The 22,360-nt window shown below is 41.3% G+C and carries 17 protein-coding genes; 3 read left to right on the top strand and 14 right to left on the bottom strand.

The features are described from left to right. Positions 1–58: 58 nt before the first annotated feature. The 12 genes from DK188_RS17430 to DK188_RS17375 form a co-directional block, all read right to left on the bottom strand. A complete protein-coding gene (locus tag DK188_RS17430; protein ID WP_111672126.1) occupies positions 59–1,216 on the bottom strand; it encodes a TDP-N-acetylfucosamine:lipid II N-acetylfucosaminyltransferase in 1,158 nt (385 codons plus the stop codon). Between the two features lie 3 nt (positions 1,217–1,219). Further along, the gene (locus DK188_RS17425) at positions 1,220–1,825 is read right to left on the bottom strand and encodes a PglD-related sugar-binding protein (RefSeq protein WP_111672125.1); all 606 of its coding nucleotides are present in this window, start codon (positions 1,823–1,825) and stop codon (positions 1,220–1,222) included. Further along, positions 1,826–2,881, bottom strand: coding sequence for a DegT/DnrJ/EryC1/StrS family aminotransferase (locus tag DK188_RS17420; protein ID WP_317046880.1), 1,056 nt, complete (start codon positions 2,879–2,881; stop codon positions 1,826–1,828). A 20-nt stretch (positions 2,882–2,901) separates the two neighbouring features. After that, positions 2,902–4,335 (bottom strand): lipopolysaccharide biosynthesis protein, encoded by a 1,434-nt coding sequence (locus DK188_RS17415; RefSeq protein WP_157963269.1) that lies wholly within the window; start codon positions 4,333–4,335, stop codon positions 2,902–2,904. Positions 4,336–4,495: 160 nt separating this feature from the next. After that, on the bottom strand, positions 4,496–5,650 hold the full coding sequence (gene rffA, locus DK188_RS17410; RefSeq protein ID WP_111672209.1) for a dTDP-4-amino-4,6-dideoxygalactose transaminase: 1,155 nt from the start codon (positions 5,648–5,650) through the stop codon (positions 4,496–4,498). Positions 5,651–5,703: 53 nt separating this feature from the next. Continuing rightward, on the bottom strand, positions 5,704–6,318 hold the full coding sequence (locus DK188_RS17405) for an acetyltransferase (RefSeq protein WP_111672122.1): 615 nt from the start codon (positions 6,316–6,318) through the stop codon (positions 5,704–5,706). Positions 6,319–6,342: 24 nt separating this feature from the next. After that, complete coding sequence (locus DK188_RS17400; RefSeq protein ID WP_111672121.1) at positions 6,343–7,662, bottom strand: UDP-glucose dehydrogenase family protein; 1,320 nt, start codon at positions 7,660–7,662, stop codon at positions 6,343–6,345. Between the two features lie 21 nt (positions 7,663–7,683). Further along, on the bottom strand, positions 7,684–10,329 hold the full coding sequence (locus tag DK188_RS17395) for an SLBB domain-containing protein (protein WP_111672208.1): 2,646 nt from the start codon (positions 10,327–10,329) through the stop codon (positions 7,684–7,686). 112 nt (positions 10,330–10,441) lie between these two features. Further along, the gene (locus DK188_RS17390; RefSeq protein WP_111672120.1) at positions 10,442–10,960 is read right to left on the bottom strand and encodes a DeoR family transcriptional regulator; all 519 of its coding nucleotides are present in this window, start codon (positions 10,958–10,960) and stop codon (positions 10,442–10,444) included. 108 nt (positions 10,961–11,068) lie between these two features. Next, positions 11,069–11,440, bottom strand: a complete 372-nt coding sequence (locus DK188_RS17385) for a hypothetical protein (RefSeq protein WP_111672119.1) — start codon at positions 11,438–11,440, stop codon at positions 11,069–11,071. Position 11,441: 1 nt separating this feature from the next. After that, positions 11,442–13,856, bottom strand: coding sequence for a penicillin acylase family protein (locus DK188_RS17380; protein WP_111672118.1), 2,415 nt, complete (start codon positions 13,854–13,856; stop codon positions 11,442–11,444). A 128-nt stretch (positions 13,857–13,984) separates the two neighbouring features. Beyond that, positions 13,985–14,560 (bottom strand): DUF2911 domain-containing protein, encoded by a 576-nt coding sequence (locus DK188_RS17375; RefSeq protein ID WP_111672117.1) that lies wholly within the window; start codon positions 14,558–14,560, stop codon positions 13,985–13,987. Positions 14,561–14,787: 227 nt separating this feature from the next. Between DK188_RS17375 and DK188_RS17370 the strand changes: the two genes are divergently transcribed. Further along, positions 14,788–15,831: an endonuclease/exonuclease/phosphatase family protein gene (locus DK188_RS17370; RefSeq protein WP_111672116.1), complete on the top strand. Its 1,044-nt coding sequence runs from the start codon at positions 14,788–14,790 to the stop codon at positions 15,829–15,831. Here the strand turns inward: DK188_RS17370 and DK188_RS17365 are convergent. Then, complete coding sequence (locus DK188_RS17365) at positions 15,821–18,082, bottom strand: efflux RND transporter permease subunit (RefSeq protein WP_111672115.1); 2,262 nt, start codon at positions 18,080–18,082, stop codon at positions 15,821–15,823. The two genes, DK188_RS17370 and DK188_RS17365, sit on opposite strands and share 11 nt — an antisense overlap. Before the next feature lie 123 nt (positions 18,083–18,205). Here DK188_RS17365 and DK188_RS17360 point away from each other — a divergent pair, with 123 nt between their 5' ends. Continuing rightward, positions 18,206–19,000 (top strand): thymidylate synthase, encoded by a 795-nt coding sequence (locus DK188_RS17360; RefSeq protein WP_111672114.1) that lies wholly within the window; start codon positions 18,206–18,208, stop codon positions 18,998–19,000. A 72-nt stretch (positions 19,001–19,072) separates the two neighbouring features. Further along, entirely contained in the window at positions 19,073–19,456 is a 384-nt protein-coding gene (locus DK188_RS17355) for a nuclear transport factor 2-like protein (protein WP_111672113.1), read from the top strand. A gap of 74 nt (positions 19,457–19,530) precedes the next feature. Here DK188_RS17355 and DK188_RS17350 read toward each other — a convergent pair whose 3' ends face one another. Then, positions 19,531–22,356: an alpha/beta hydrolase family protein gene (locus DK188_RS17350; RefSeq protein WP_111672112.1), complete on the bottom strand. Its 2,826-nt coding sequence runs from the start codon at positions 22,354–22,356 to the stop codon at positions 19,531–19,533. Positions 22,357–22,360 lie beyond the last annotated feature (4 nt).

Below are 22,360 nucleotides of genomic sequence, written 5' to 3'. Positions count from 1 at the left end.
GGATTTTGGGACAATTTATTCGCGATGGATTCTATTAATTAGTTGCGTTTTTTTGATCTTATTCAAACGAATCGATTAGACTAATAAGATTTTTCGTCTTTTGCAGGTAATTTTCCTTTAAAGACATCTGTCGCATCAGCTCTCTGTTTTCTTTTTTCTGGGTCTCAGGCAGGGGTCTTTCAGCAGGACTTTCATTTTTCAGTTGATTGAAATCAAAAAGATGAAAACCTTGATTCCTTAATTCATCCAGTATTGGATTATCGGGATGCAAGTATACTTTAATCCCCAAAGCAAGACACATATAAATGTTTCCCAGTGCTTGCTGTCTTATACTTCCAAAAAGAGCATATCCGCAAGATTTCAATCTGGATAAATAGTCATGAAATGGAATAAACTCCTCTAAAGGTTCGAATTTCTCTTTGAATCTAGATTTAGCTTCTGATTTAATTATGTTTTTGAACCTTTTAGGAAATCCATAACTCAAAGGAACTAGAACTTTATTGGAACCAATTATCTGCGGGGTCAATAAAGAAAAACAATCAAGATGGTTATTGGTGATGGAAGCACTGTTACCAACTAAGAAATTTTTTCCTGTGGCAAATTCTTGGCCGATGCTGTCAAAAATCTCTTTCCCTAATTCGTAATTCCAATCAATATACTCTGCTCTGAATCCAGGATGTTTCGCTTTGATCTCATAATATTCTTGCTTGAGTACTGGAGCAAAATAATCAACTCGATCTACAGATTTTAGCTCATTTCTGGATTTGAAAAATGTCCAAAACGGGATTAATTCATTGATTCGCAAACCAATTTTGGCCAATCCATTTTTTTCTTGATACCAGTATTTTTTGGTTTTCTTGTCCAGATACCGAAGCATGAAAAAATCAATCAAAGGATAATAATCAAATCCATATCCAAACCAAATCACTTTGATATCGGTCTGAATCGCATCCAGAACCTGTTTTTCTACTGGAGATATTCCATGGAAAATGACAGCTTTAAACTGAGAAATGAAGCTTTGGGTACCGATCAATTCAACCGCATTAGAAAGCGATTCAGGATGAATGGATTCGTATTTGACATACGAAACGGACTCCTTATTCCTATCCTTATCGATTACCATGTAATAGTTTTGCCCATGGTTCACTTGTTCAAAACAATTAATGGCAAAATCCAAAAACTTATTGTCTCTCGAGACATGGAGCACTTTTTTCATATTCTAATTTTTGGCAGGGATACCCTTTACGGTACACTTATCGGATACATTTTTAGTGACTACCGCTCCCGCGCCTATTGTTACTTGTCGTCCCAGATGGATTCCCGGAAGAATCACTGCTCCAGCACCTATCCTTGAGTATTCGCCTACTTGAACATTTTCCATAAGAATAGCTCCAGGTCCAACTTCTACGAATTCACCCAAAATACAATGATCATGAAGAACCGCTCTGACATTAATCAATGCCCCTAACCCTATCTTCGATTCACGGCCAACATTTGAATAGGAAAGTGCATCAAAATCACCCTGAACAGTGCAATGAACATTACTTGATAAGGATCGTAGCGGAAAATATTTGCCTCCATAGGCGCAGAAGATACCGAAAAGTCTTTCTCTTACAAATGGAGACCCCACCCCCAAAGAAAATTCAGGATCTAAAGAAAAAATTCGCTGTAACTCTTCAGTATGGTGGATAACCCGATACTTACCGTAGATATCTGGCACTTGGGCATTAATCTCATCAAAAAAATAAAGTGAAGCGAACTTCCCAATCCCCAGAAATAGATCAAGCACTTCTAGGGCATGTCCTCCTGCTCCTGCTACAACCAATTAATTAGCTATTTGAGATTTATACAAAAATCTAGAAACTAAATCCTGCTCTTCTTTCGTCAGTTCATGGTATATCGGCAGACAAAGGATTCGGGAAGAAATGTCATCTGAAATTGGTGTATTACCAGTCACGTAGGATAAAGTAGAAAGGCTAGGGTAAAAATATCTCCTAGGAAAGATCTGATTATCCTCCAAGGTTTTTTTACTGTAAAGGGCACATTCTTCAGATTCAAAAATTACAGGAAAATAGGCATAATTATAGCCGGACTTTTCTTGCAGTTTAATGTATTTCAGATTTAAGCCCTGTAGGATTTTTTGGTAATATTCTGCCTGTTGTTTTCTTTTCTCTATAATCTGAGGCATAAATCTCAAATTCAAAAGACCCATTGCAGCATGTAATTCTGAATTTTTACCATTTATACCAACACCACTAAATTTTTCTGGCCCATTATGTCCGAAATTTCTCAAGTAGATGACTTGGTCTGCCAATTTCTTATCTCTTACAAATACAGCTCCACCTTCCACCGTATGAAAAAGCTTGGTAGCATGAAAGCTTGCCGTACTAATATCCCCATACTCAAATACCGACTTCCCTTTATACTCTGTCCCAAAGCAATGTGCAGCATCATAAATCACTTTTAAACCATGCTTGCTGGCTATTTTTTGGATGGCATCAATGTCGCATGGATTGCCAAAACAATGAGTCGCAAGAATCGCACTCGTGTTTTTGGTAATCGCACTTTCAATTTTGTTTGGGTCTATATTTAGAGTCTCCGGATCGATATCGACATAGACCGGAACACAACCTTCCCAAACCAAGCTACTCGTAGTCGCAACATACGAAAAAGGCGTCGTGATGACCTCCCCTTTTAGGTCAAGAGCTTTTATCGCAATTTGTATTGCGATAGTTCCGTTGGATACAAAAAAAACATTGGAAACCTTAAGGTAATCCTTAAGATTCATTTCTAGCTCATTGACCAATGGACCATTATTCGTCAGCCAATTTCTATTCCAAATACCCTTAAGTAGCTTTTGGTACTCTTGGATGGGTGGCATAAAGGGTTTTGTAACAGGAATCATTTTTTAATAAATTCTTTTTGAATAAATACTATGGGTTTTAGCTTGACTACATACGAAGATCCCAAGTAGAAAAGAAAACCTGAAGAAAAACAAAAACAAATCAGAGAAAAATCCCCCCAATCTGAAAGCAATTCAGATAGAAAATATACCCCTAATCCCGAAATTCCGACCATAAAAAAAATTGGCATTAGATCTTTTAATTGTTCCTGCATCGAATACCCTATCATTCTTCCTGAATAGGCAGAATTCAGAAAATAATAAAAAAAATTTAAAGCTACTTGGAGGTAAAGCAAGAACTCAATATCCTGAGAAATTGCAAAATAGAGTCCAATGATCAGGGGTACTTTCTTGAAAAACTCCAAATAAAGGATAAGATCTGACCTTCCTTTTACTTTCAAAATATTAATATTGTAGGAGTGTAAAGGATAGAGTATTCCGATAATGCATAAAATCTGAAAATAAGGAGCAGCCGGCAACCACTTTTCTGTCAATAAAAACACAAAAATAGGCTTCGCTAAAATTCCTGCAAAAGTCAATGTAGGGGCAAGCCAAAATAATACTTGCTGCATCACCACTCTATAAACATTTTTCAACTTTTCATTTTCATCCTGTATTTGTGAGAATAAAGGAAAAGTCACCGAATCGATAGCCGATGAAATGTTTTGAACTGGAAGTTGCTTTAGGTTATCTGCTTTGGTGTAAAAACCCAATTCTGCTATTGGAAAAAATTTCCCAATGACCAATTGATAACTATTTCTGAATATTGATTCCGAAAGGGAAGCAAGGGTCAGTTTGTAGCCAAAACTGTAATGATATTTTAAGCGGTCTAGCTTGATCATGAATTTTGGTCTCCACCCAGAATGGATCCAGAAAAATGCTGAATTCAAAACAATTTGAACCATATTCATCCAAACCAAGGCCCAAACCCCATAATCCCAAAAAGCTAATCCTACTCCTACTCCACCTGCGATAATCAAGGACGGAACAGAGACTAACATTTGGGTTTTGAAATCCATTTTTTTGGTCAATCGGGCCTTTTGAACCATCGACAGTGCCGAAAAAATGAGAGTCAAACAATAGACCCTAATGACAAGTGTCAAAATCTCTTGACCAAAAAAGGCTGAGATGTAGGGGGCTGAAATAGCCAAAACGATATAAATAAGACAGCTAATCCCTAGATTGAGCCAAAAAACTGTAGAAAAGTCTTCCTCCTTAGCATCCACTGTTCTGATCAGGCTTGACGTCATTCCACTGTTGATCAAAGTCTGGCCTATTCCCATAAAAACTGCCAACATTCCCAACAACCCATAATCTTCTGGACTGAGAATCCTAGCAAGGACAATGGAAAGAATAAAATTTAAACCCTGAATTCCAAAAAGTTGAAAAAGACTCCAAAACAGTCCGGTGTATGTGCTCTTTTTTAGACTCAAGCCGATGAACTGTTTTTCTTTTGCAAACAAAAAGTTATAATGATCAACCTCCAGTTTTTTGATAGCTTCCCACACAAAAATGGAAATGCTTTTCCCTTATATTCCAAAAATAAACTACCGAAGAGAACTTAAGCTTTGCCAAAGAATTGATTTGAAAAGTCTAGGTTTTAGAAAATTCCTTTACTCGATCAATCAGTATCTCACAGATATCATCTACCTGATCAAGGTCTAAATCAAAATAAAGTGGAAGCCTAAAGAGCAAATCCGAATAGTGATCAGCATTCGGCAAAACTCGCCCATCATGCTTCATTTGAAAATATGCACTTTGATGAAGACTCTGGTAATGAAAAACAGCAAGCACACCAGCTGCATTTAATTCAGCAAGTAAATAATCCCGTTGTGCCGTACTTTTTGCTACCAGATAAAACATGTTTCCATTTTTTGTGGCAAATCCAGGAATGAAAGGAAGTTTAATTCCATACTCTTCGACTTTTCCGAAAAGGTTCTCCCAATAGCGCTCCCAAATCTGAATCCTCTTTTTTTGGATTTTATCTAGTTGTTCTAGTTGTGCCCACAGAAATGCAGCAGTCACTTCTGAAGGCAGGAATGAGGAGCCTATATCTACCCAACCATATTTATCCACTTCGCCTCTGAAAAATGAAGTTCGATTTGTCCCTTTTTCCCAGATTATTTCGGCTCTATTGGAAAACCTTTCATCATTAATTCCCAATAAACCACCTTCGCCTGAGGAAATGTTTTTTGTCTCATGAAAAGAATATGTACACAAGTGCCCGATGGTCCCTAAGTGTTTTCGCTTACCATTTGAAAAAGAATAGGTGGATCCAATTGAATGCGCAGCATCCTCCACGACAGCCAGCTCATGCTGAGAAGCCATTGAAAGGATTTTTTCCATATCACATGCAATCCCTCCATAATGGACAACCACGATGGCTTTTGTTTTCTGCGTAATGAGAGATTCTATTCCACTTTCATCCATTCCAGGATGATCAGATCGGCTATCCACGAAAACAATTTTTGCTCCCCTTAGAATAAATGCATTGGCTGTGGATACAAAAGTGAAACTTGGCATGATCACCTCATCTCCAGGCTGGATATCCAGTAACAGAGCACACATTTCAAGAGCATCCGTGCATGATGTAGTTAATAGGGCTTTTTTTATTCCAATACTTTCTTCGAAAAAATCTTGGGCTAGTTTGGTATACTTCCCATTCCCTGAAAGTTTGCCTAAAGCGACCGCATCTGCGATGTAAATAAGCTCATTTCCAGTTGTAAAAGGTTTATTGAATGGAATCACTAAAATATTTTTTTTGCTAAAAATTTGAGTTCGAGGCAGGGAATTCCAAAAAATCAATGTGCAAATGGTTTTGCCGGAACACCAACAACCACCTGATCTGAACCAATATTCTTAGTCACCACTGCACCTGCACCTACAATGACCTGATCACCAAGTTGCACACCTGGTAGCAATACCGCTCCGGCACCGATTCTACATTTCCTGCCGATTTTTACTTGACCCAAAATTAGGGCGCCTGGCCCAATTTCAGTAAAATCACCAATCTGAGCTTCATGATGAACATTTGCTCTTGAGTTGACAAGGACAGCTTTGCCAAACTTTGTTTTCGGTCCAACAAATGAAAACGCCATCGCATCAAACAAGCCTTGGGCAGAAACACTTACCTCGGCAGTGCAGGAATGAACAGGAAAGTAGTGTCCGCCAATATCCTCAAATGACATCGTAAATTTCTCTCTATAATCGGGATTGCCAATTCCTAAGGCAAATTGAGGTTCAAGTGCAAACTTTGTTTTGGTTAAATTCAAATCCTGATAAAGAGGATAAGACCTCAATGGTGAATTGAGCTGATATCCAGCATCATCAAAAAACTGGAACTCCATCGTTCGATGGAGTTTTTCCAGTTCTTCTTTTATTTCTAAAGCATGCCCTCCTGCTCCTGCAATAAGCATCCGATTTAGATATTAAGAGAATGTTTATTTTGATCCTATGCCAAAATGTGCAAAGCCTAAGGATTCAAGGTACTTTTTGTCGTAGATATTTCGCCCATCAAAAACTACCTTATTTTTCAGCAGTTTACCTACTACATCCCAGCTTGGAATTCGGAACTCAGACCACTCTGTTACCAAAAGCAGCGCATCGGCATCTACCAAAGCTTCATAGGAATCTTTGCAATACGTGACCTTATCAAATATGTAGTGCGCTTTAGCTTCTTCCATCGCCACAGGATCATAGGCCTTGACAGTAGCACCAGCTTCTCTCAGCTCATCGATAATGACGGAGGCAGGTGCCTCCCGCATGTCATCAGTATTGGGTTTGAAGCTTAGTCCCCACATAGCAAAGGTCATTCCGCTGAGATCCTCACCGAAGTAAGCTTTAACTTTATTAGCCAACACATGCTTTTGGGCATCGTTGACGTCTTCTACAGCCTGAAGTACCTTCAGCTCATAGCCGTACTGTCGTGCTGTTTTGATGATGGCTTTCACATCTTTTGGAAAACAGGAACCTCCGTATCCTACCCCAGGATAAATGAATTTATTTCCGATTCGGGGATCTGACCCGATACCTTTTCTGACCATGTTTGCATCTGCACCTACCTTTTCACAAAGGTTGGCGATGTCATTCATAAAGGAAATTTTGGTTGCCAACATCGCATTAGCAGCATACTTAGTCATTTCAGCAGATGGAATATCCATGTAAATAATCCGCTCCCCACTCAACTGGAATGGTTTATACAAACGCTGCATGATTTTTTCAGCGCGTTCATCATCTACTCCGATCACGATTCGATCAGGTCTCAAAAAATCCTCAACTGCAGCACCTTCTTTTAGGAATTCAGGATTGGATGCTACCGCAAAAGGAAGGTCAGACTGCCGCTTGTCCAATGCCGCTTTAATCGCCGCTCTTACCTTCTCCCCAGTGGTAACTGGTACCGTACTTTTTGTAGCGACGACAATGTAGTCGGACATTTTCTGTCCTATCTCATCTGCGACAGCCAGGACATATTTCAAATCTGCTGATCCATCCTCACCAGGAGGGGTTCCAACAGCGATAAAAGCAACTTCGGCCCCTTGAATCGCTTCTCCCAAATCGGTACTGAAATGAAGTCGGCCACTTTTATAATTTCGGACGACCAATTCTTCCAAACCAGGCTCATAAATCGGCATAATGCCATTCTTAAGCTTTTCGATCTTTTTCTGATCAATGTCCACGCAAGTGACATCAATTCCCACATCTGCAAAACATGCTCCTGACACTAAGCCAACGTAACCTGTACCTACAACTGCAATTTTCATAAATTATTGATATTTAAAATATTACTGAACCAAACGTTCGATTAAGATTCCCAAAGTAGCTAAGCTTGATGCGATTCCTATCCAGGTAGCTGGAGTTATTCGCTCACGTTGTGGTTTCTTTGGCACTACGATTTCTGCACCGGGTTCTATTTTCGGATAAAATTTAATTCCTAAAAAAGACTGAGTACTTCTTGCGTCCCCATTAGCATAGATGACATAAGACTTGCTTTTTCTGGCATCTTCTGTAAATCCTCCTGCTTGAGAGATGTATTTTTTCAAGTTATTATTACCAACGTAGCGAGTGGTCGTCGGCATCAAAACTTCTCCTACCATCCGGATGGTCTGGAGCTCCTTTGGTACCCTTAAAATATCCCCTTCCTGCAGGATCAAATCCTCTCCAGTGCCGGGATTTCTAAGAATCTCTTCAAGATTAATCCCAATCACATCTTGCTTTTTAAACCTGACCATATTGAATACAGAGTCTTGGGATAGTGAATCGAGGTTAGAAACTTGATTAAAACTTTCCAACACTTTCTTCTGCTCTTCGATCAGCTTCTTTTCCTCAATTTCATTAATCTTACCATCCAATCGTTCAAAAAGAAGTAGCTCAGCCTGATTTAATTGCGGCTTTCGCTCTGGATCAACTTTTTCTCTGATTGCCTTTAAGTTGGTCTCCTTTATCTCCTGATCTGAAACCTCCTGATAATAAATTGTCCGCCGAACCAAACTTGCCCCCTTAGGATAGGCAAACTGATTCAGCCCACCTGCTCGCCTGATGACATCGGAAATTCTCTCATTTGCAGAGGCAATCGCAAATTCTCCAGGGTAATTAACCTCCCCTTCAATCTTGATCAATTGCTCTCGCTCAAATCCTGGACTTTTCCTGATAAAGACATGATCAAAAGGCATCAATGGTTGATTTCTTTCCTCTTCAGAAAGATTCAATTGAGGATCAATGCTCAAAGTAAACAGTTCGGCCATCTTGCCAGAACTTGCATCCCGAACTCTTCGTGCTATCTCAATATAGGAATTGGAAGCAGACTGGAGTAGTCCGCCGGCCTGGAGGATTAAGTCTCCGACAGTCATGGAAGAGGCATAAGGAAATGTCCCAGGGATGTTTACCTCACCTGAAATTTTTACATAGGTCTCTTCTTGAATATCGTATCTGCTGGGTATGAAAAGCAGATCTTCATTTTTCAATTTTACATCTTCCTGAGTCCCGTCCATTATTCCATTGAGATCGAGAGTAGTGGCAGCCAAAGTCAAATCTTCACTGGTTCGGTAAAGCGTGGCCCTGTTCGTAAAAGCTTCTGGTTTCAATCCCTGTGCTTTTTCTATGAGATTTTTCACCGAAGAACCATTTTCCAAGGCATATTCTCCCGGACGCTGAACAGCACCTGTAATCTGGACCCGGTTGACAAATCGATCCAAAGCCTCTCCGATGAGAATTTCATCACCGTCTTTAGGGTTGAATGAATCAAAATCAGTCTGAGGAACATCAATTACTTTTCGCTCATTATTCTCTATTCTCCTGACGGTCAACCTATCCCGATATGCCTCACTGGTAAACCCTCCGGTATAGATGTACAAATCGCTCAATGTCTCCTCTGGTTTCACCTCAAATAATCCTTCCCTTCGTACCGGTCCGATTATTTCAACTCTGGCTTGAATTGGTGGAACAATGACCACATCATTGTCTTGAAGCGTGATGTTGTTTTGGGAATTTCCTTTGGAAATAAATTCATAGATATCCACCGTTGCTACCAGCCGGCTATCTCGGTACACTTGAATGTTCCTGAAGGAACCGTTTTCATTGGGACCGCCTGCGGCAAAAAGCCCATTGAAAACAGATGCAAATGAAGGCAAAGTATACGTTCCGGGTCTGGAAAGCTCCCCAACCATGGATACTTTAATAGATCGAATATTCCCCAGTCTCACTTGGAGAAATGTATTTGGATTGGATCCTAAAAGGCCTGAATATATTCTTCCAAGGGAAGTTTTCAATCTCGAACTGGCGGCTTCTATAGAGGACCCGCCTACTTGGATTGGTCCAACATTGGGTACCAAAATTCTACCCTCGGGAGAAACTGTTACATCAAATGACTGTTGTGAGGCTCCGTATACATCGATGAGGAGCTGATCACCTGAACCTACAATATATCCTTGGGGAGTTGGGATGTTCAAGCTTGGACTAAAATCCAAGTCTCTATTGTGGAATAACTTAAATCCAAAAATCTTCTTTTGAAAGGGAGTCAAATCGTAGTATGGGTCTGATCGCCTTAAAGAATCAAACATATCCTCCTGAGTTTGAATACCGGATCCTCTACCCATTTGAGCGCTTTCCAAGGTATTTTGAGTGTTGGATGGATTCTGCAAGTCCATGATTCGCTGACGTAGCTTATTTGCTTCGATAGGTGACAGGCCTTGCTCCCTTGCCATCGTCTCCAGCTGAACTGTAGTCATCCCGCTGGCTTCTGCTCGTTTGATCAGTTGCTCAATCTGCGCATCCGACAGATTATCTACTTTTAGATTCCTAAGGTCACTGAGGCTTTGGGCATTCAGTACACTGTGGAACAAAAAGAAGAGAAAAGCTATAAACAGTACTCGATATAGAGAATGAGTAGGGTTGTCTTTCACTTTATAACCTTGAAAATTGTGGATTCTCATTTTTGCGATCCTAAGTTGCATTTTTTCCTTGAATTCCTTGCATCGAATACAGCTTCGCCCGTTCGGTCACATTCTGTGCCTAGCTTACAGCATTATATTTTAGTTAAAAAAATTATACTCCGGCTTCTCGGTCGAAGAGAATAAATCCTCCGGTAGATATTCTTCCTGAAGCCAAAGTGAAAACTACTTTGCGGTCGATTAATTCTTCCAAGCGTAGCGTAAGGTGATTGATGTAGTCATCATTCAGTTTGGCACCAGTTACCAGTACGTCGATGGTTCCGGTATCGCTACCTCTAGCTATATCTCCCGTGAGCACCACTTGCTCCACTTCGCCCATTCGTTCCAAAATCTGCTCCAGGAGCATATCTAAGCCCAGATACTTCCTAATGATGTCCCGGATATTGGTATAGAATGGGTGTTTAATATTCGCTTGATATTCAATTTTGTTCTTGTCTGAATGCTTGATCAGAATTCCAGCTCCAGTGAGATTGTTAAGTTCCTTTCGGATGGCATTGGTGGATTCTCCAAATTCATCAGCTAAGCCTCGTAAGTGACTATGGTTTTGAGAATTGACAAAAAATTTGATCAACAGACGCAATCGGGTCTTTGATGTAATCAGGGATTCAAGCATAAAAAATCAGTTAAATAATGAGTAACAAAGGTACTCATTCAGTTTAACTGAAAAAATAAATATGACTATTTCATCTGTTAAAATGGGTAAATACCCCAAAATCAACCTCTAGCCTTTATAGACATTCTGGGGTGTCTTTTGAACCATTTTCCTGAATAAAACTCCTGTCCATCCACTAAATGCACCTAAAATAAACCCGATGATCCCAGTGATAAAAATCAGTGTCATTCCGGATCCAAGCCCCATCAAATCTCCCATTCGATCGGGTAAGGAACTGCCAGTTGTGATTCCGAGGTAGATGCATTGTCCAAGCCAAGTCAATCCCATTCCAAGTCCACCACCCAGAAATCCCCCGATTCCATTTGGGTAAATGATTGCACTCAGTGTAGCAATGCTAATCATTACTACCCAAAATGGGACAACTGGATTCAGAAAAACAACTACAATAGCGCTAAGTATGGTTAGAAATATAAATCTCATATCAGTTGAATGTGGTTTTGAATAAAATTTCATCCTGGTCTTCCGCCGTTCTCAGATTAAAGTTGAGATACTCGCCATTTGCCCATATCGGAATGAAATTGGAGTAGAATTTACTTCCTGGATTTCCAGATTGTCCACCTGGATATACCCCGAAGGCTTGGATTTCAGGTCCCAACTCCACTACCATTCTCCAGCTAGCACCGTGTCTGCTTCCGGTAGCATTTAATATTCCTGCTCCACCCCCGGTATAGATATTGGCCACAGAGAAAGACTTGAAATTGGGTACCAAATGCTGGATTGTAGTTTTTTTATAATTCGCCCAAGAGTAATCTCCTTCTGTTTCCTCCCATTTTTGAAGCGCTACCAACATGGAATCGAATCCAGCCTTCACATGATAGTCGGCATGCTCTACGGATTCTGTTGATTTGAGATCAAAGACAAGATCATTTGGATTTTTTACCAGCAATTCTATAGTCTGATATGAATTAGGACGGACGATAGAAACGGTCTGATCTGTAAATTCCCTCCAGATACTTTCAAAAACTTCTGCTGACCAAATCGAATAGAGAGTTTGGGCTTTTTGATTTGGATCTGCATAGAAATCCCAAGAACCAAGCTCTTTCAGGTATTTTTCAACTTCCGGAGAAGCCGTTTTATAATCTCCCAATAAATTCATCATCGCCGGTACAGCTTCTGCTGCCTGTAGGTTGTAATCATCAAATTGGAGGGCTTTCATGTCCTCGACTGTAATTTGATTCAATTCCCGAAGTCTTCGGTTTAGCCGTCTATTTCTATAATGCTCATAGGAATTATCAAAAACATAATAGGGATATGAAGGATCCACGGGATGTTGATTGGCTGAGGAAACAAACCCTCGCTCAGGATTGAGTGTAGCCGGATTATGTTCATTGGGAATGTACCCTTGCCATTCCATTCGTGGATCAGCCCCATCCATGAAAAATTTTCCCTGCTCTCTCCACTTCAGCGGAAATTTCCCTTGAATTCGCATTCCAATATCTCCAGATTGAGAGGCAAATACGAAATTCTGAGCCGGGGAGGTATAATTATCCAGAGCTGTATTGTAGTCGGCAAAATTTTCTGCCTTATTCAGTAGGATAAAAGTTTTCTGCTCATTGGACCCCATATGCACGGTCCATTTAAGGGCATAGTTCACATCAACTCTATCCTCTCTAAATGTCCTGTCATAAACCACGGGTCCATGATGGGTGTAAATCACGGTATCTAAAAACGCCTCCTGGCCTTTTATTTTTATTTCTTCCACTCGGATTTCAGTCGGCTTCCACTCATTACCATACTGATAGGCTTTTCTGCTTTCATCCTGAAAAGTGATTTTGTACCAATCCCTAGCATCTTTGGTTGCATTGGTCACTCCCCAAGCAATATCCTGATTAAAGCCTGAGATTACACCAAGCGCTCCAGGCAAAGTAGCACCTTTGACACTATGAGTTGGGGTACTGAGTTGCATTGCATACCACAGGGAGGGCAGGTTCAGACTGAGGTGAGGGTCATTTGCCAAAATCGGATTTCCGTTTTTGGTCTTTTTTCCTGCCACTGCCCAATTGTTTGATCCGGTTCCCTCAATTGGTTGTGTCAAGGGCTTGAGACCTTGAGGATCATCAGGATAATTGACCGAATCCGGCTTTGAAACTGGAATTGGGGTAAAATCCCAGATTTTCTCTGCTTCAATGACTGGGTCATTTTCTGTAGGGAATTCTGGAAAAAGCTTAGCCAATCCAGCCTCACCGATGATATTGCGGAGGTTGGTGAATTCCAAGTCCCGGTCGCCAACCAACATGTCTGACATGTATTTCAACAGTAGCAAAGACTTATAAGCAGACCAAGGCTCAGGCCGGTAATTTAATATTTTGTATTCGACTGGAAGCCTGGCATCACTAAGCTGGGAAATGTATTGATTGACTCCATCTGCATAAGCTTCTACCAATTTGAAGGTCTCAGGGTCATTTTCCTGAACAAATTTCAATCCTGCCTCAGCACCATAGGCCAATCCTTTTCTCCGGGTCATTCGATCCAACTCGAGTGCCACAGGACCTACGATTTCAGCTATCCTTCCTGCGGCAGCCATAGTCTGGAATTCCATCTGCCAAAGCCGATGCTGCGCTGTCACATAGCCTTGTGCCCGATAAAGATCCAATTCGTTTTCAGCAAAGATGTGGGGAATCAGATTTTTGTCGTAGACCACTTCTACTGGAGCGGAAAGATTATCCAAGTCGATCTCTTCGGTCGCCAATTGGTCTTCGCTCAGGGTATTTTGCCAAAACCCATGATTGGGATCTAAAAGAGGAGCAATCGGAGGAATCTGGCCGATCGGCTTGGAAACTAGTACGGCCAATGAAACACAGATGGCCAACATCAGTAGGAATGCAAAATACTTCATCAAAAACTAGACTTGGTGGCTGACAAATTGAGCAGTTGAAAACGTAATCGTTCAACTGGTAAGCGAATTGGGTCGGAAAATATATGAAAAATCCCCGGTTGGTGAACCAGGGATCTATTTGATTGTACTTATTGAATTGTGATTGGGAGCTTCAGTTTTTCCCAGCGAATCACCAAACCGGGAGATTCGATTTCTATGGAAAGTTTTTCAGAGGAAGTTGTTTCCCATGATGGAGTTACCTCCACTCTGAGGACATCATTTTTTTCATCATATTGAAAATGACCATGCTCCAGGTCCCAATCCGAATTGAAAATGACTGTCCAAGGTCCATTTTCCTTTGGGATGGTAAAAAGTGAATACTTTCCAGCAGCCAGTGTTTTCCCTTCCACTTGAATGTCTTGCGGAATATCAATGTAGGTTGCTTCATTGGCACCGGTTCTCCAGACTACATTGTAAGGCACCAGATCTCCCCAGATTGTTCGACCTTTGACTGATGGGGAACCATAATGCACCGAGATGTTTTTTCCGGAGATTTGACCCTCTTTTATTTCCAGAGGACTTGGCCGCTGCTCTTCAGATTCAGATTCCGTTCCTGTGGTTTCCTCCATTGTAGACTCCTCGGACGTTTCCGATGTTTTTGGAGAGCATGCAAAAATTGAAACGCAAATCAGGCTAAGTGACCAGAAGTGTGATAGCTTTTTCATAGGGTAGTACAGTTATTTAACGGGTAATTACGTAAAATTAACTCAAATCATCTGAATCCAAATCCAAGACAACTTTCCGAATTTAAATTTTCAGCAGAAAGTGTCAAAAATTGCAAAAAGACCAGTTGGCAAGATTTAAGATCAATTATGTTTATAGTAATCGGTTTTGGTTCAAAAATTGTCAATTTTGAATTCCAATCTTTCTGATTGCTCTCAACCTAGCCTAAATGAAGTTTATAGCCGGATTACTTTTTTTCATTTCCTTACTTCTGTTTTCCAGTGTTTTCATTTCTCCGGAGGTTTTTCCTTATGTTGGATTGTTACCTTTTTTCATTCCAATCATTCTGCTTGCAAATTTCTTCTTTTTGGCAATATTGACTCTGGCTTGGAGAAGGCTGGCGTTTGTTCCTCTTTTAACATTAGTCATTGGATACAAATTTTTGCTGATCTCATTTCAATTTCATCCCAGAAATGAAGAAGCAGTGGGGTTAAAAGTACTGACCTACAATGCCCATGGTTTTTTCTATAAAAAAGATACACCTCCCGAAGGTGAACCAAACGTTTTCAATTGGCTGGCAGATCATCCTGCTGATGTTAAGGTCGTTCAGGAATTCTATCAGGACTATACTTCTGCCAGTCGTAATGCTATTAAAATCATTGGTAAAAACGGAGAATATGAACACTTCTATCATATAGTGGAAGGGAATGAGAAGAAACGTTCCTATGGAATGGTGATCTTTTCCAAATATCCAATAGTAAATGAAGGTGTCGTCTTCGATAACAGCAAGAGCAATGGGACCATTTTTGCCGACATTCAGGTCGGTAGCGATACGGTTCGGATATACAACACCCACTTGGAGTCCATGGCAATCGAAGCCGAATCCCTAGACAACTATGAACAGGCCAAATTAGTCTATCGACAAACACTGGGAAAACTTCATCGCGGAAGCCTAGCCAGAGCCCAGCAACTTTCCATACTGTATGAGCACTTGAGCAACAGTCCTCACCCGGTGATTTTAATGGGAGACATGAATGAAATCCCCTATTCCCATGCCTATTTCCTGTTGAGTCAGAAGCTGGTCAATGCCTTTGAGAAAGCAGGTAGAGGATTTGAGTTCACTTACAATCGAGTCCTGTTTTTTCTGCGGATCGATCATATTTTTGCTGATCCTGATCTGGTTCCGCTTCATTTCAATACGCACCGGGAGGTCGATTATTCAGATCATTATCCTGTGACTGCCACCTTCACTTGGGAGGGTTTTAGGGAGTAGCTCGTATAGCGGCCTTCTTATCCCAGACTTTTTTCAAGGGCAAAAGAAGGAGTGGCAAGAGAAATAAGTCCGCTAAAAGTGCAAAAACCAACGTGAAACTGATTAATAGCCCGGTGAAATGGGTCACCCCAAATTGGCTGAAGCTTAATAGTGCAAATCCTGATACCAAAATCACTGTAGTAAGGATAATTGCCCTTCCTGCTTCGAGAAAAGTCCGTTTGATCGCGTAGAACAGATTCTTTCCTCCTTCCAATTCTGTCTTCAGTTTGGCCATGAAGTGGATCGAATCGTCCACAGCTATCCCAAAAGCTACTGTAAAAAGTATCGACGTCGTCAGCTTGAATTCAATCCCGAGCAAATACATCAATCCTAGCATCCACACCAATGGGATAATATTTGGAATCAACAAAATAAAAGAGAGCCTCCATGATCTAAATAAAAACCCTGCGATTAAGCCCACCACACCAAATGCGACGAGTAAGCCTTGAAACATTTGTCGTGTCACCGATTCATGCCCACGGTCAATCAAATAAGCAGTACCTGTCCAGCGAACTTTAAGCAATTGGGGATTGATTTCTTCATGGACAAAATCGAGCAGGGCAGCCCGCTTTTTCCCCATTTCCAGACTCCCAAGGTCTGCAACCCTCGAACTGATTCTCCCTGACTTTTGGTCATCCAGAAAAACTTTGGGACCTTCTACCTTAATCACTTGATCAAAATACCTCCGCATTCTAAGGTATTGTCCTTGAGAAGGAAAAGTAAATGCAGCCAGACTCCCTTGATTTTGAGCTTGATTTAGACTTTTCACGAGGCTTAGCGGAGAAATTAATTGCCGCTCCCCAAAACTCTCAAGCAGCTTTACTTCCAATTTTTCGATTTCCTTCAACACTTCAAGATCCAAGATTGAGGCGGCGCTGTCTCCGACTTCCAGGTAGATTTCCAAGGGGTTAGAACCTCCATAGTACTGATCGAAATAGGCAAAATCCTCTTGAATGGGGTGATCCAAAGGTAAATTATCCAATAAATAGCCATTGACTTTGAGCTGTGAACCCAAAATCACAGCCACTCCTGTGACCCCTACAAAGGACAATAAAACGATTTTCCTTTTCTTCAGAATCCAGAAAAGCAATCCCTGTAGTGCAGATTGATTTTGTTTTTGATTCTCTTTTTTACCCCCGATAGGAAAAAGATAAAGCAACCCAGGCGTGAGAATAATCAAGGAAAAAAATAGCACTATAATCCCAATCCCTGTCCACAGCCCAAAAGCTTTTAATGCTGGGATAGAGGTAAAATATAGCGATAAAAACCCGACAGCTGTGGTGAAAATGGTCAGGCCAACCGCAAATGTAAGTTCTTGAAAGGTCTCATAAACCGCAATTTCTTTACTCTTACCTGTCCTGAGTTTCTTTTTCAATTGGGTGAAATAGTGAACCAGTGCACTCAATCCAACAATCAAAAAAATCGTAGGCTGCATCACAGACATGATATCCAGTGCTTTTCCCGTATACAGAATCAACGCAAAAGCCCAGAGAATCCCCAAGCTTAAAACCAAAACCGGAACGATGACTCCCCACCAAGTCCTGAAAATCAATATCAAAGCCAACAAAATCAAAACCAACGAAGCACCAAGAAAAAGACCAAACTCCGCCTGCATCAATGTGACAAAATCTCCCTGGGTTTGAATCTTACCGGCGATTGCCCGTGGAGTGATGCTGTTTTTTTGAAAAATGTCGCGGATTTCCCGATAGAGTGTGTCCCCTTCATTTTTACTAAGGTTAGGATCGTTTTTGATTAGAAAAAGCAAACTTTCACCGTCTGAGGAGATCAATGAACCTTTAAATTGCTCCATTTTGGCTTTGGACTGCTCAAGTTGCTCAGAGTTGTTCAAATTGAGAACCTTGGAATAAGTGACTCCAAAAAGACCTATGATTGGCAATTCCAAATCGAAAATCGAGATCAAAGTATCGACTCCATCGAGCTGCGCCAGTTCAGCTTTGATCTCATTTTGCTGTTGCAAAAAATCCGGAGAAAAAACAGCTCCATTGGGATTCTGGAGTGCTATCAGCAAGTAGTCATTGTCACTTCCATATTCTTTTTCATAGGATTGATAAAAGGCTAAATCTGAATCATCCTGCGGAAAAAACTGCTCAAAATCATAGTCAAACGAAGGAATTGGCGGGAAAATCAAAATCAACGCACTCAAAACTACCCCAAATCCTAGAAGAGCAAAAGCAGCTGGTTTTCTGAACATTCGACTTTGGAAAATTGAGGTGGATTAGGATGCGAATTTACTTTTTATAAAAGCAAAGCCTTCAAATTGTTTTTAAATTATTCGATTCGCTAACTTGCCAACAAAGAATTTCCAAGAAGAACGATGCAGCAATACCATGATTTGATGAAGCGAATCCTCACTGAAGGAGTCAAAAAAACAGACCGAACCGGAACAGGCACGCTCAGTGTATTTGGCCATCAAATGCGCTTTAATTTAGCTGATGGTTTTCCGGTAGTCACTACAAAAAAACTTCATCTCCGATCCATTATTGTCGAGTTGCTTTGGTTTCTGAGAGGCGATAGCAATATCACTTGGCTGAAAGAAAACGGTGTGTCTATTTGGGACGAGTGGGCTGATGAAAACGGTGATTTGGGACCGGTTTATGGCTATCAGTGGAGACACTGGCCAGATGGCAAAGGAGGTGAAATCGATCAAATCAAAAACCTGATCCATCAGATCAAAACCAAACCAGACAGCAGACGACACATAGTTAGTGCATGGAATGTTGCCGATGTGGATCATATGGCTCTACCTCCATGTCACACTATTTTTCAGTTTTATGTAGCAGACGGCAAACTTTCCTGTCAATTGTACCAGCGAAGTGCAGATGTGTTTTTGGGTGTCCCGTTCAATATTGCATCCTATGCGCTATTCACGATGATGGTTGCCCAGGTTTGTGACCTAGAGCCGGGTGATTTTGTGCACACTTTCGGTGATGCACACTTATATTCCAATCACCTCGAGCAAACCGAACTTCAGCTCAGCCGAGAAATCCGACCGCTTCCTACCATGAAAATCAATCCAAACGTGAAAGATATCTTTGAATTCAAATACGAGGATTTTGAGTTGGTAGGCTATGACCCACATCCTCATATCAAGGCGGCAGTAGCGGTATGATTGATTTTTGATTTGAGGTTTAAAATTTGAAATTGGGTCTGGAATTAATTTTCTAGCCCTTTTTTATATGTTATGGAAACAACAGAAAGAGAAAAGCTAATCCAGGCTTACCTGGAAAGCTACAATCAAATGGATGTACCTGCAATGATGGGAATTTTGGAGGAAAGCATTTTTTTTGAAAACTACTCAGGAGCAGAAAAAACACATGAAATTCAAGGAAAGTCTGCTTTCGAGTCTCAGGCGAAAACGGCTCTTTCCTATTTTTTTCAGCGAAAGCAAGTCCCCCTATCTTTTATTCACAGGGAAAATGAAACGGAAGTCCAGATCGAATACTGGGCAATCTTAGCAATGGACTTTCCCAACGGATTGAAAAAAGGACAGGAACTCAGACTTCAGGGGAAATCAATTTTTCAGTTTGGAACTGAAAAAATTAAAGGGATACAAGATTTTTCTTGAGTGATTGATGGGACGAAGAAAGAACCAACTAAATCATAAAAAAGCCCTGAATTTCTAAAATTCAGGGCTTTTACTTAGTTACTCAATTCATATTTGAGCGTTTTTCCTTTTTCGACTGCGGGAAGTCCCTCGGTCATCCAAAGTGGTGCGGGAGCACCTTTGAGGTAATGGTCAAAGAACTGACTTAGGCGGATCGAAAGGTCTTTTGCATTTTTACGCTGGGTAAGGTTGTGGTCTTCTCCATTGTACTGCAGCAGCCAAGCAGGCTTGTCTAATCGCTTTAGTGCCATGAACATTTCAATTCCCTGATACCAAGGCACAGAACCATCAGCGTCATTGTGCATGATCAGCACAGGAGTCTCTACCCGATCCATCGTGAAGAGTGGGGAATTCTCGAGATAATATAGTGGCTTTTCCCAAAGCGTTCCTCCGATTCGGGATTGTGTCTGCTCGTATTGGAACATCCGGCTCATGCCTGTTCCCCAGCGGATTCCTCCATAGGCGGAAGTCATATTGACGACCGGGGCACCTGCACCAGCTGCTTTGAACATGTTGGTACGGGTGATCAGATAAGCCACCTGATATCCTCCCCAACTTTGACCTTGGATTGCCATATTGTCCACATCCACCCCACCTTTTGCTATGACTGCCTGTACTCCGGGAATAATGCAGTTGTAAGCACTTGGTCCCGGTAAACCTAGATCATATTTGATGTCCGGAACGAAAACCATGTAGTCGTTGCTTACAAAAAACGGAATGTTGACAGTAGATCGGCTAGGAGCCGGAGCACGGTAGGCATGATAGGTATCACTGTTACGCTCGTAGAAATACGTCATCAACGGATACTTTTTATTGGGATCAAATCCTTCTGGCTTGAAAAGCAGTCCCTGAAGCGGAGTCCCGTCATTTGCGAGGTAAGAAATCAATTCTACAGATCCCCACTTCACGTTGGCTTGCTGTGGATTCAGATTGGAAGCCTTGGTTAAGCTTTTGAAACTCAAATCTCCCAAATACACATCAGGATTGTCCTGATAGGTGCTTCTTCTGACTAGAATTTGATTCGACTCTTTGCTTTTGGTCAGGGCAGTATACCGATGAGGAGTCATCAGAAGCCTCTTGGGAGCAGATCTTCCCTCATAGGATGAGGAAAAAAATCCTGCATCTTTATTCACCTCATTGAAAGCCGAAAGCAAAAGTTCTTCTTTTGGATCAATGGATGTCTCATCATAGTTCAGCCGCTCTCTTCGGTAGACTATTTGATTTTTTCTACCCTCGCCCAGCGTCAGGTTGACTGCAGCTGACGGATTTTTTGGGTCAATTTTCCAAATATCGTACCGGTCATTAATCAGTATTGCGGCATCATCAGCTAGCCATCCCTCGGTACCATAGTTTCCGGGAAGCGATGGAGAATCGTGCAATTCTTCGTAAAATGGAACCGGAAGTGCCTTGGTTAAATTTATTTTTGATTTGGAAGCAAGATCATAGGCCACCCAAGCGCTATCCCTTCCGTCATACCAATAGGCATATTTTGCCTCGGGTGAAAGTCTCGCAAACCCTGAGGCATTTTTCTCGATCAGTGTTTTTTCGCCTGTTTTAAGATCTACCCAATACAAATCTCTCCCGATCTGAATATCCCAGCTGTAGGCTCTGCGGTAGGGGTCATCTGTCCATGCTAATGCTACATCCTTTGTGATTTTGTTTTCCAAAGTCACATTGTCCACTTCAGGAGTACCAAGTTGCGTTACGGCCATTGAATTCAAATCCAAAACAGCCAAAAAAGTATTTTTCTCGTCGCGGGATTTGTTCTGCAGCTGCATGGGTTGGATCTCTGCATCCTGCCAGCCCCAAATGTCGAGGCTCACCCGATCCTCATCCAAAATGGTCGTATCATTGGCATAGGCATAGTCCACGTAGTCCTTGGCGACACCGAAGAAGAGTCTACCCTCATCCTCCGAAAACCGCACACTACCATCCGGACTGATCCTGCCATTGTCCATTTTCAGCGCAGATTTCTCAACCTTATTCGCCAGATTGGATTTTTTCACATCATAGATATACAAGGTGTGAAGTGGTTTTTTAGACTTTAGCGAATCATCCGTTGCTATAAAGGACAAATAGTTGGATTGGGGGGAAAAGGACAGATTGGAATAAGTAGTCATGGATTCATGCACCAGGTTGCTTTCTCCATTTGTCAGGTTTAACAAATAGACGGCAGCATTATCCAAGGTATCCTCCTCAGCCAATGAATATTGCAAGAAATCTCCATTTTTAGCAAAGCTATAATTCTTCACCCGCTCAAACTCCCAAGATTTTGCTCCATCCAAAGATCTGACCAATAGTTTGGTGCCTTCAGTTTTCTTGGGTTTTTCGGCCTTTTTTGTAGAGTCAGATTTTGTGGAATCCGCAGGATCAGCTTTTTTCAGGATTTCCTTTTCGAAGTGAACCGCAATCCAGCTTCCTTTTTCACTTGGAATGGCAAATGACTTCACTCGAGCGATTTTCTCTATTTTTCCTGAAGAAAGTTGAAGGATAAACAAACTATCCTTGGGCATGTCATCTGCCTTTTTCTTTTTCAGCTTGAGAACTCTTACAGAATCCTTTTGAGGAGCAATTTTTCCCACAGCGAATGCATCATCCGCTGAAAAGCTGAATCCCATTCCGCGTGGAATTATCGTTTTGCTATTTGGGGATTTAAACGGGAAAATCTCCACCCTTGCATCTCCATCCTGAGGACTGATCTGGTAGCCAACAAATTGGCCATTTTTAGTGATTTTCTCGGACGAGAGACTCTCCCAACCATCATAGTCGGCATGGGTGAGGGATCTTTTTTGCTGCGCAACAGCAAGTTGCGAAGCGGAAATCAGTAGTATAAACAGCCAAAAGCTGTGCAACTTATTCATAATA

The sequence above is a fragment of the Algoriphagus litoralis genome (assembly GCF_003259255.1).
Classification (GTDB): domain Bacteria; phylum Bacteroidota; class Bacteroidia; order Cytophagales; family Cyclobacteriaceae; genus Algoriphagus; species Algoriphagus litoralis.
This window is presented reverse-complemented; position numbering and strand designations above follow the sequence as displayed.

Excerpts from the sequence above, each read along its gene's own strand:
- DK188_RS17430 (WP_111672126.1), bottom strand. The coding sequence starts at position 1,216 with ATGAAAAAAGTGCTCCATGTCTCGAGAGACAATAAGTTTTTGGATTTT.
- DK188_RS17420 (WP_317046880.1), bottom strand. The coding sequence starts at position 2,881 with ATGCCACCCATCCAAGAGTACCAAAAGCTACTTAAGGGTATTTGGAAT.
- DK188_RS17405 (WP_111672122.1), bottom strand. The coding sequence starts at position 6,318 with ATGCTTATTGCAGGAGCAGGAGGGCATGCTTTAGAAATAAAAGAAGAA.
- DK188_RS17400 (WP_111672121.1), bottom strand. The coding sequence starts at position 7,662 with ATGAAAATTGCAGTTGTAGGTACAGGTTACGTTGGCTTAGTGTCAGGA.
- DK188_RS17395 (WP_111672208.1), bottom strand. The coding sequence starts at position 10,329 with ATGAGAATCCACAATTTTCAAGGTTATAAAGTGAAAGACAACCCTACT.
- DK188_RS17390 (WP_111672120.1), bottom strand. The coding sequence starts at position 10,960 with ATGCTTGAATCCCTGATTACATCAAAGACCCGATTGCGTCTGTTGATC.
- DK188_RS17385 (WP_111672119.1), bottom strand. The coding sequence starts at position 11,440 with ATGAGATTTATATTTCTAACCATACTTAGCGCTATTGTAGTTGTTTTT.
- DK188_RS17380 (WP_111672118.1), bottom strand. The coding sequence starts at position 13,856 with ATGAAGTATTTTGCATTCCTACTGATGTTGGCCATCTGTGTTTCATTG.
- DK188_RS17375 (WP_111672117.1), bottom strand. The coding sequence starts at position 14,560 with ATGAAAAAGCTATCACACTTCTGGTCACTTAGCCTGATTTGCGTTTCA.
- DK188_RS17370 (WP_111672116.1), top strand. The coding sequence starts at position 14,788 with ATGAAGTTTATAGCCGGATTACTTTTTTTCATTTCCTTACTTCTGTTT.
- DK188_RS17365 (WP_111672115.1), bottom strand. The coding sequence starts at position 18,082 with ATGTTCAGAAAACCAGCTGCTTTTGCTCTTCTAGGATTTGGGGTAGTT.
- DK188_RS17360 (WP_111672114.1), top strand. The coding sequence starts at position 18,206 with ATGCAGCAATACCATGATTTGATGAAGCGAATCCTCACTGAAGGAGTC.
- DK188_RS17355 (WP_111672113.1), top strand. The coding sequence starts at position 19,073 with ATGGAAACAACAGAAAGAGAAAAGCTAATCCAGGCTTACCTGGAAAGC.
- DK188_RS17350 (WP_111672112.1), bottom strand. The coding sequence starts at position 22,356 with ATGAATAAGTTGCACAGCTTTTGGCTGTTTATACTACTGATTTCCGCT.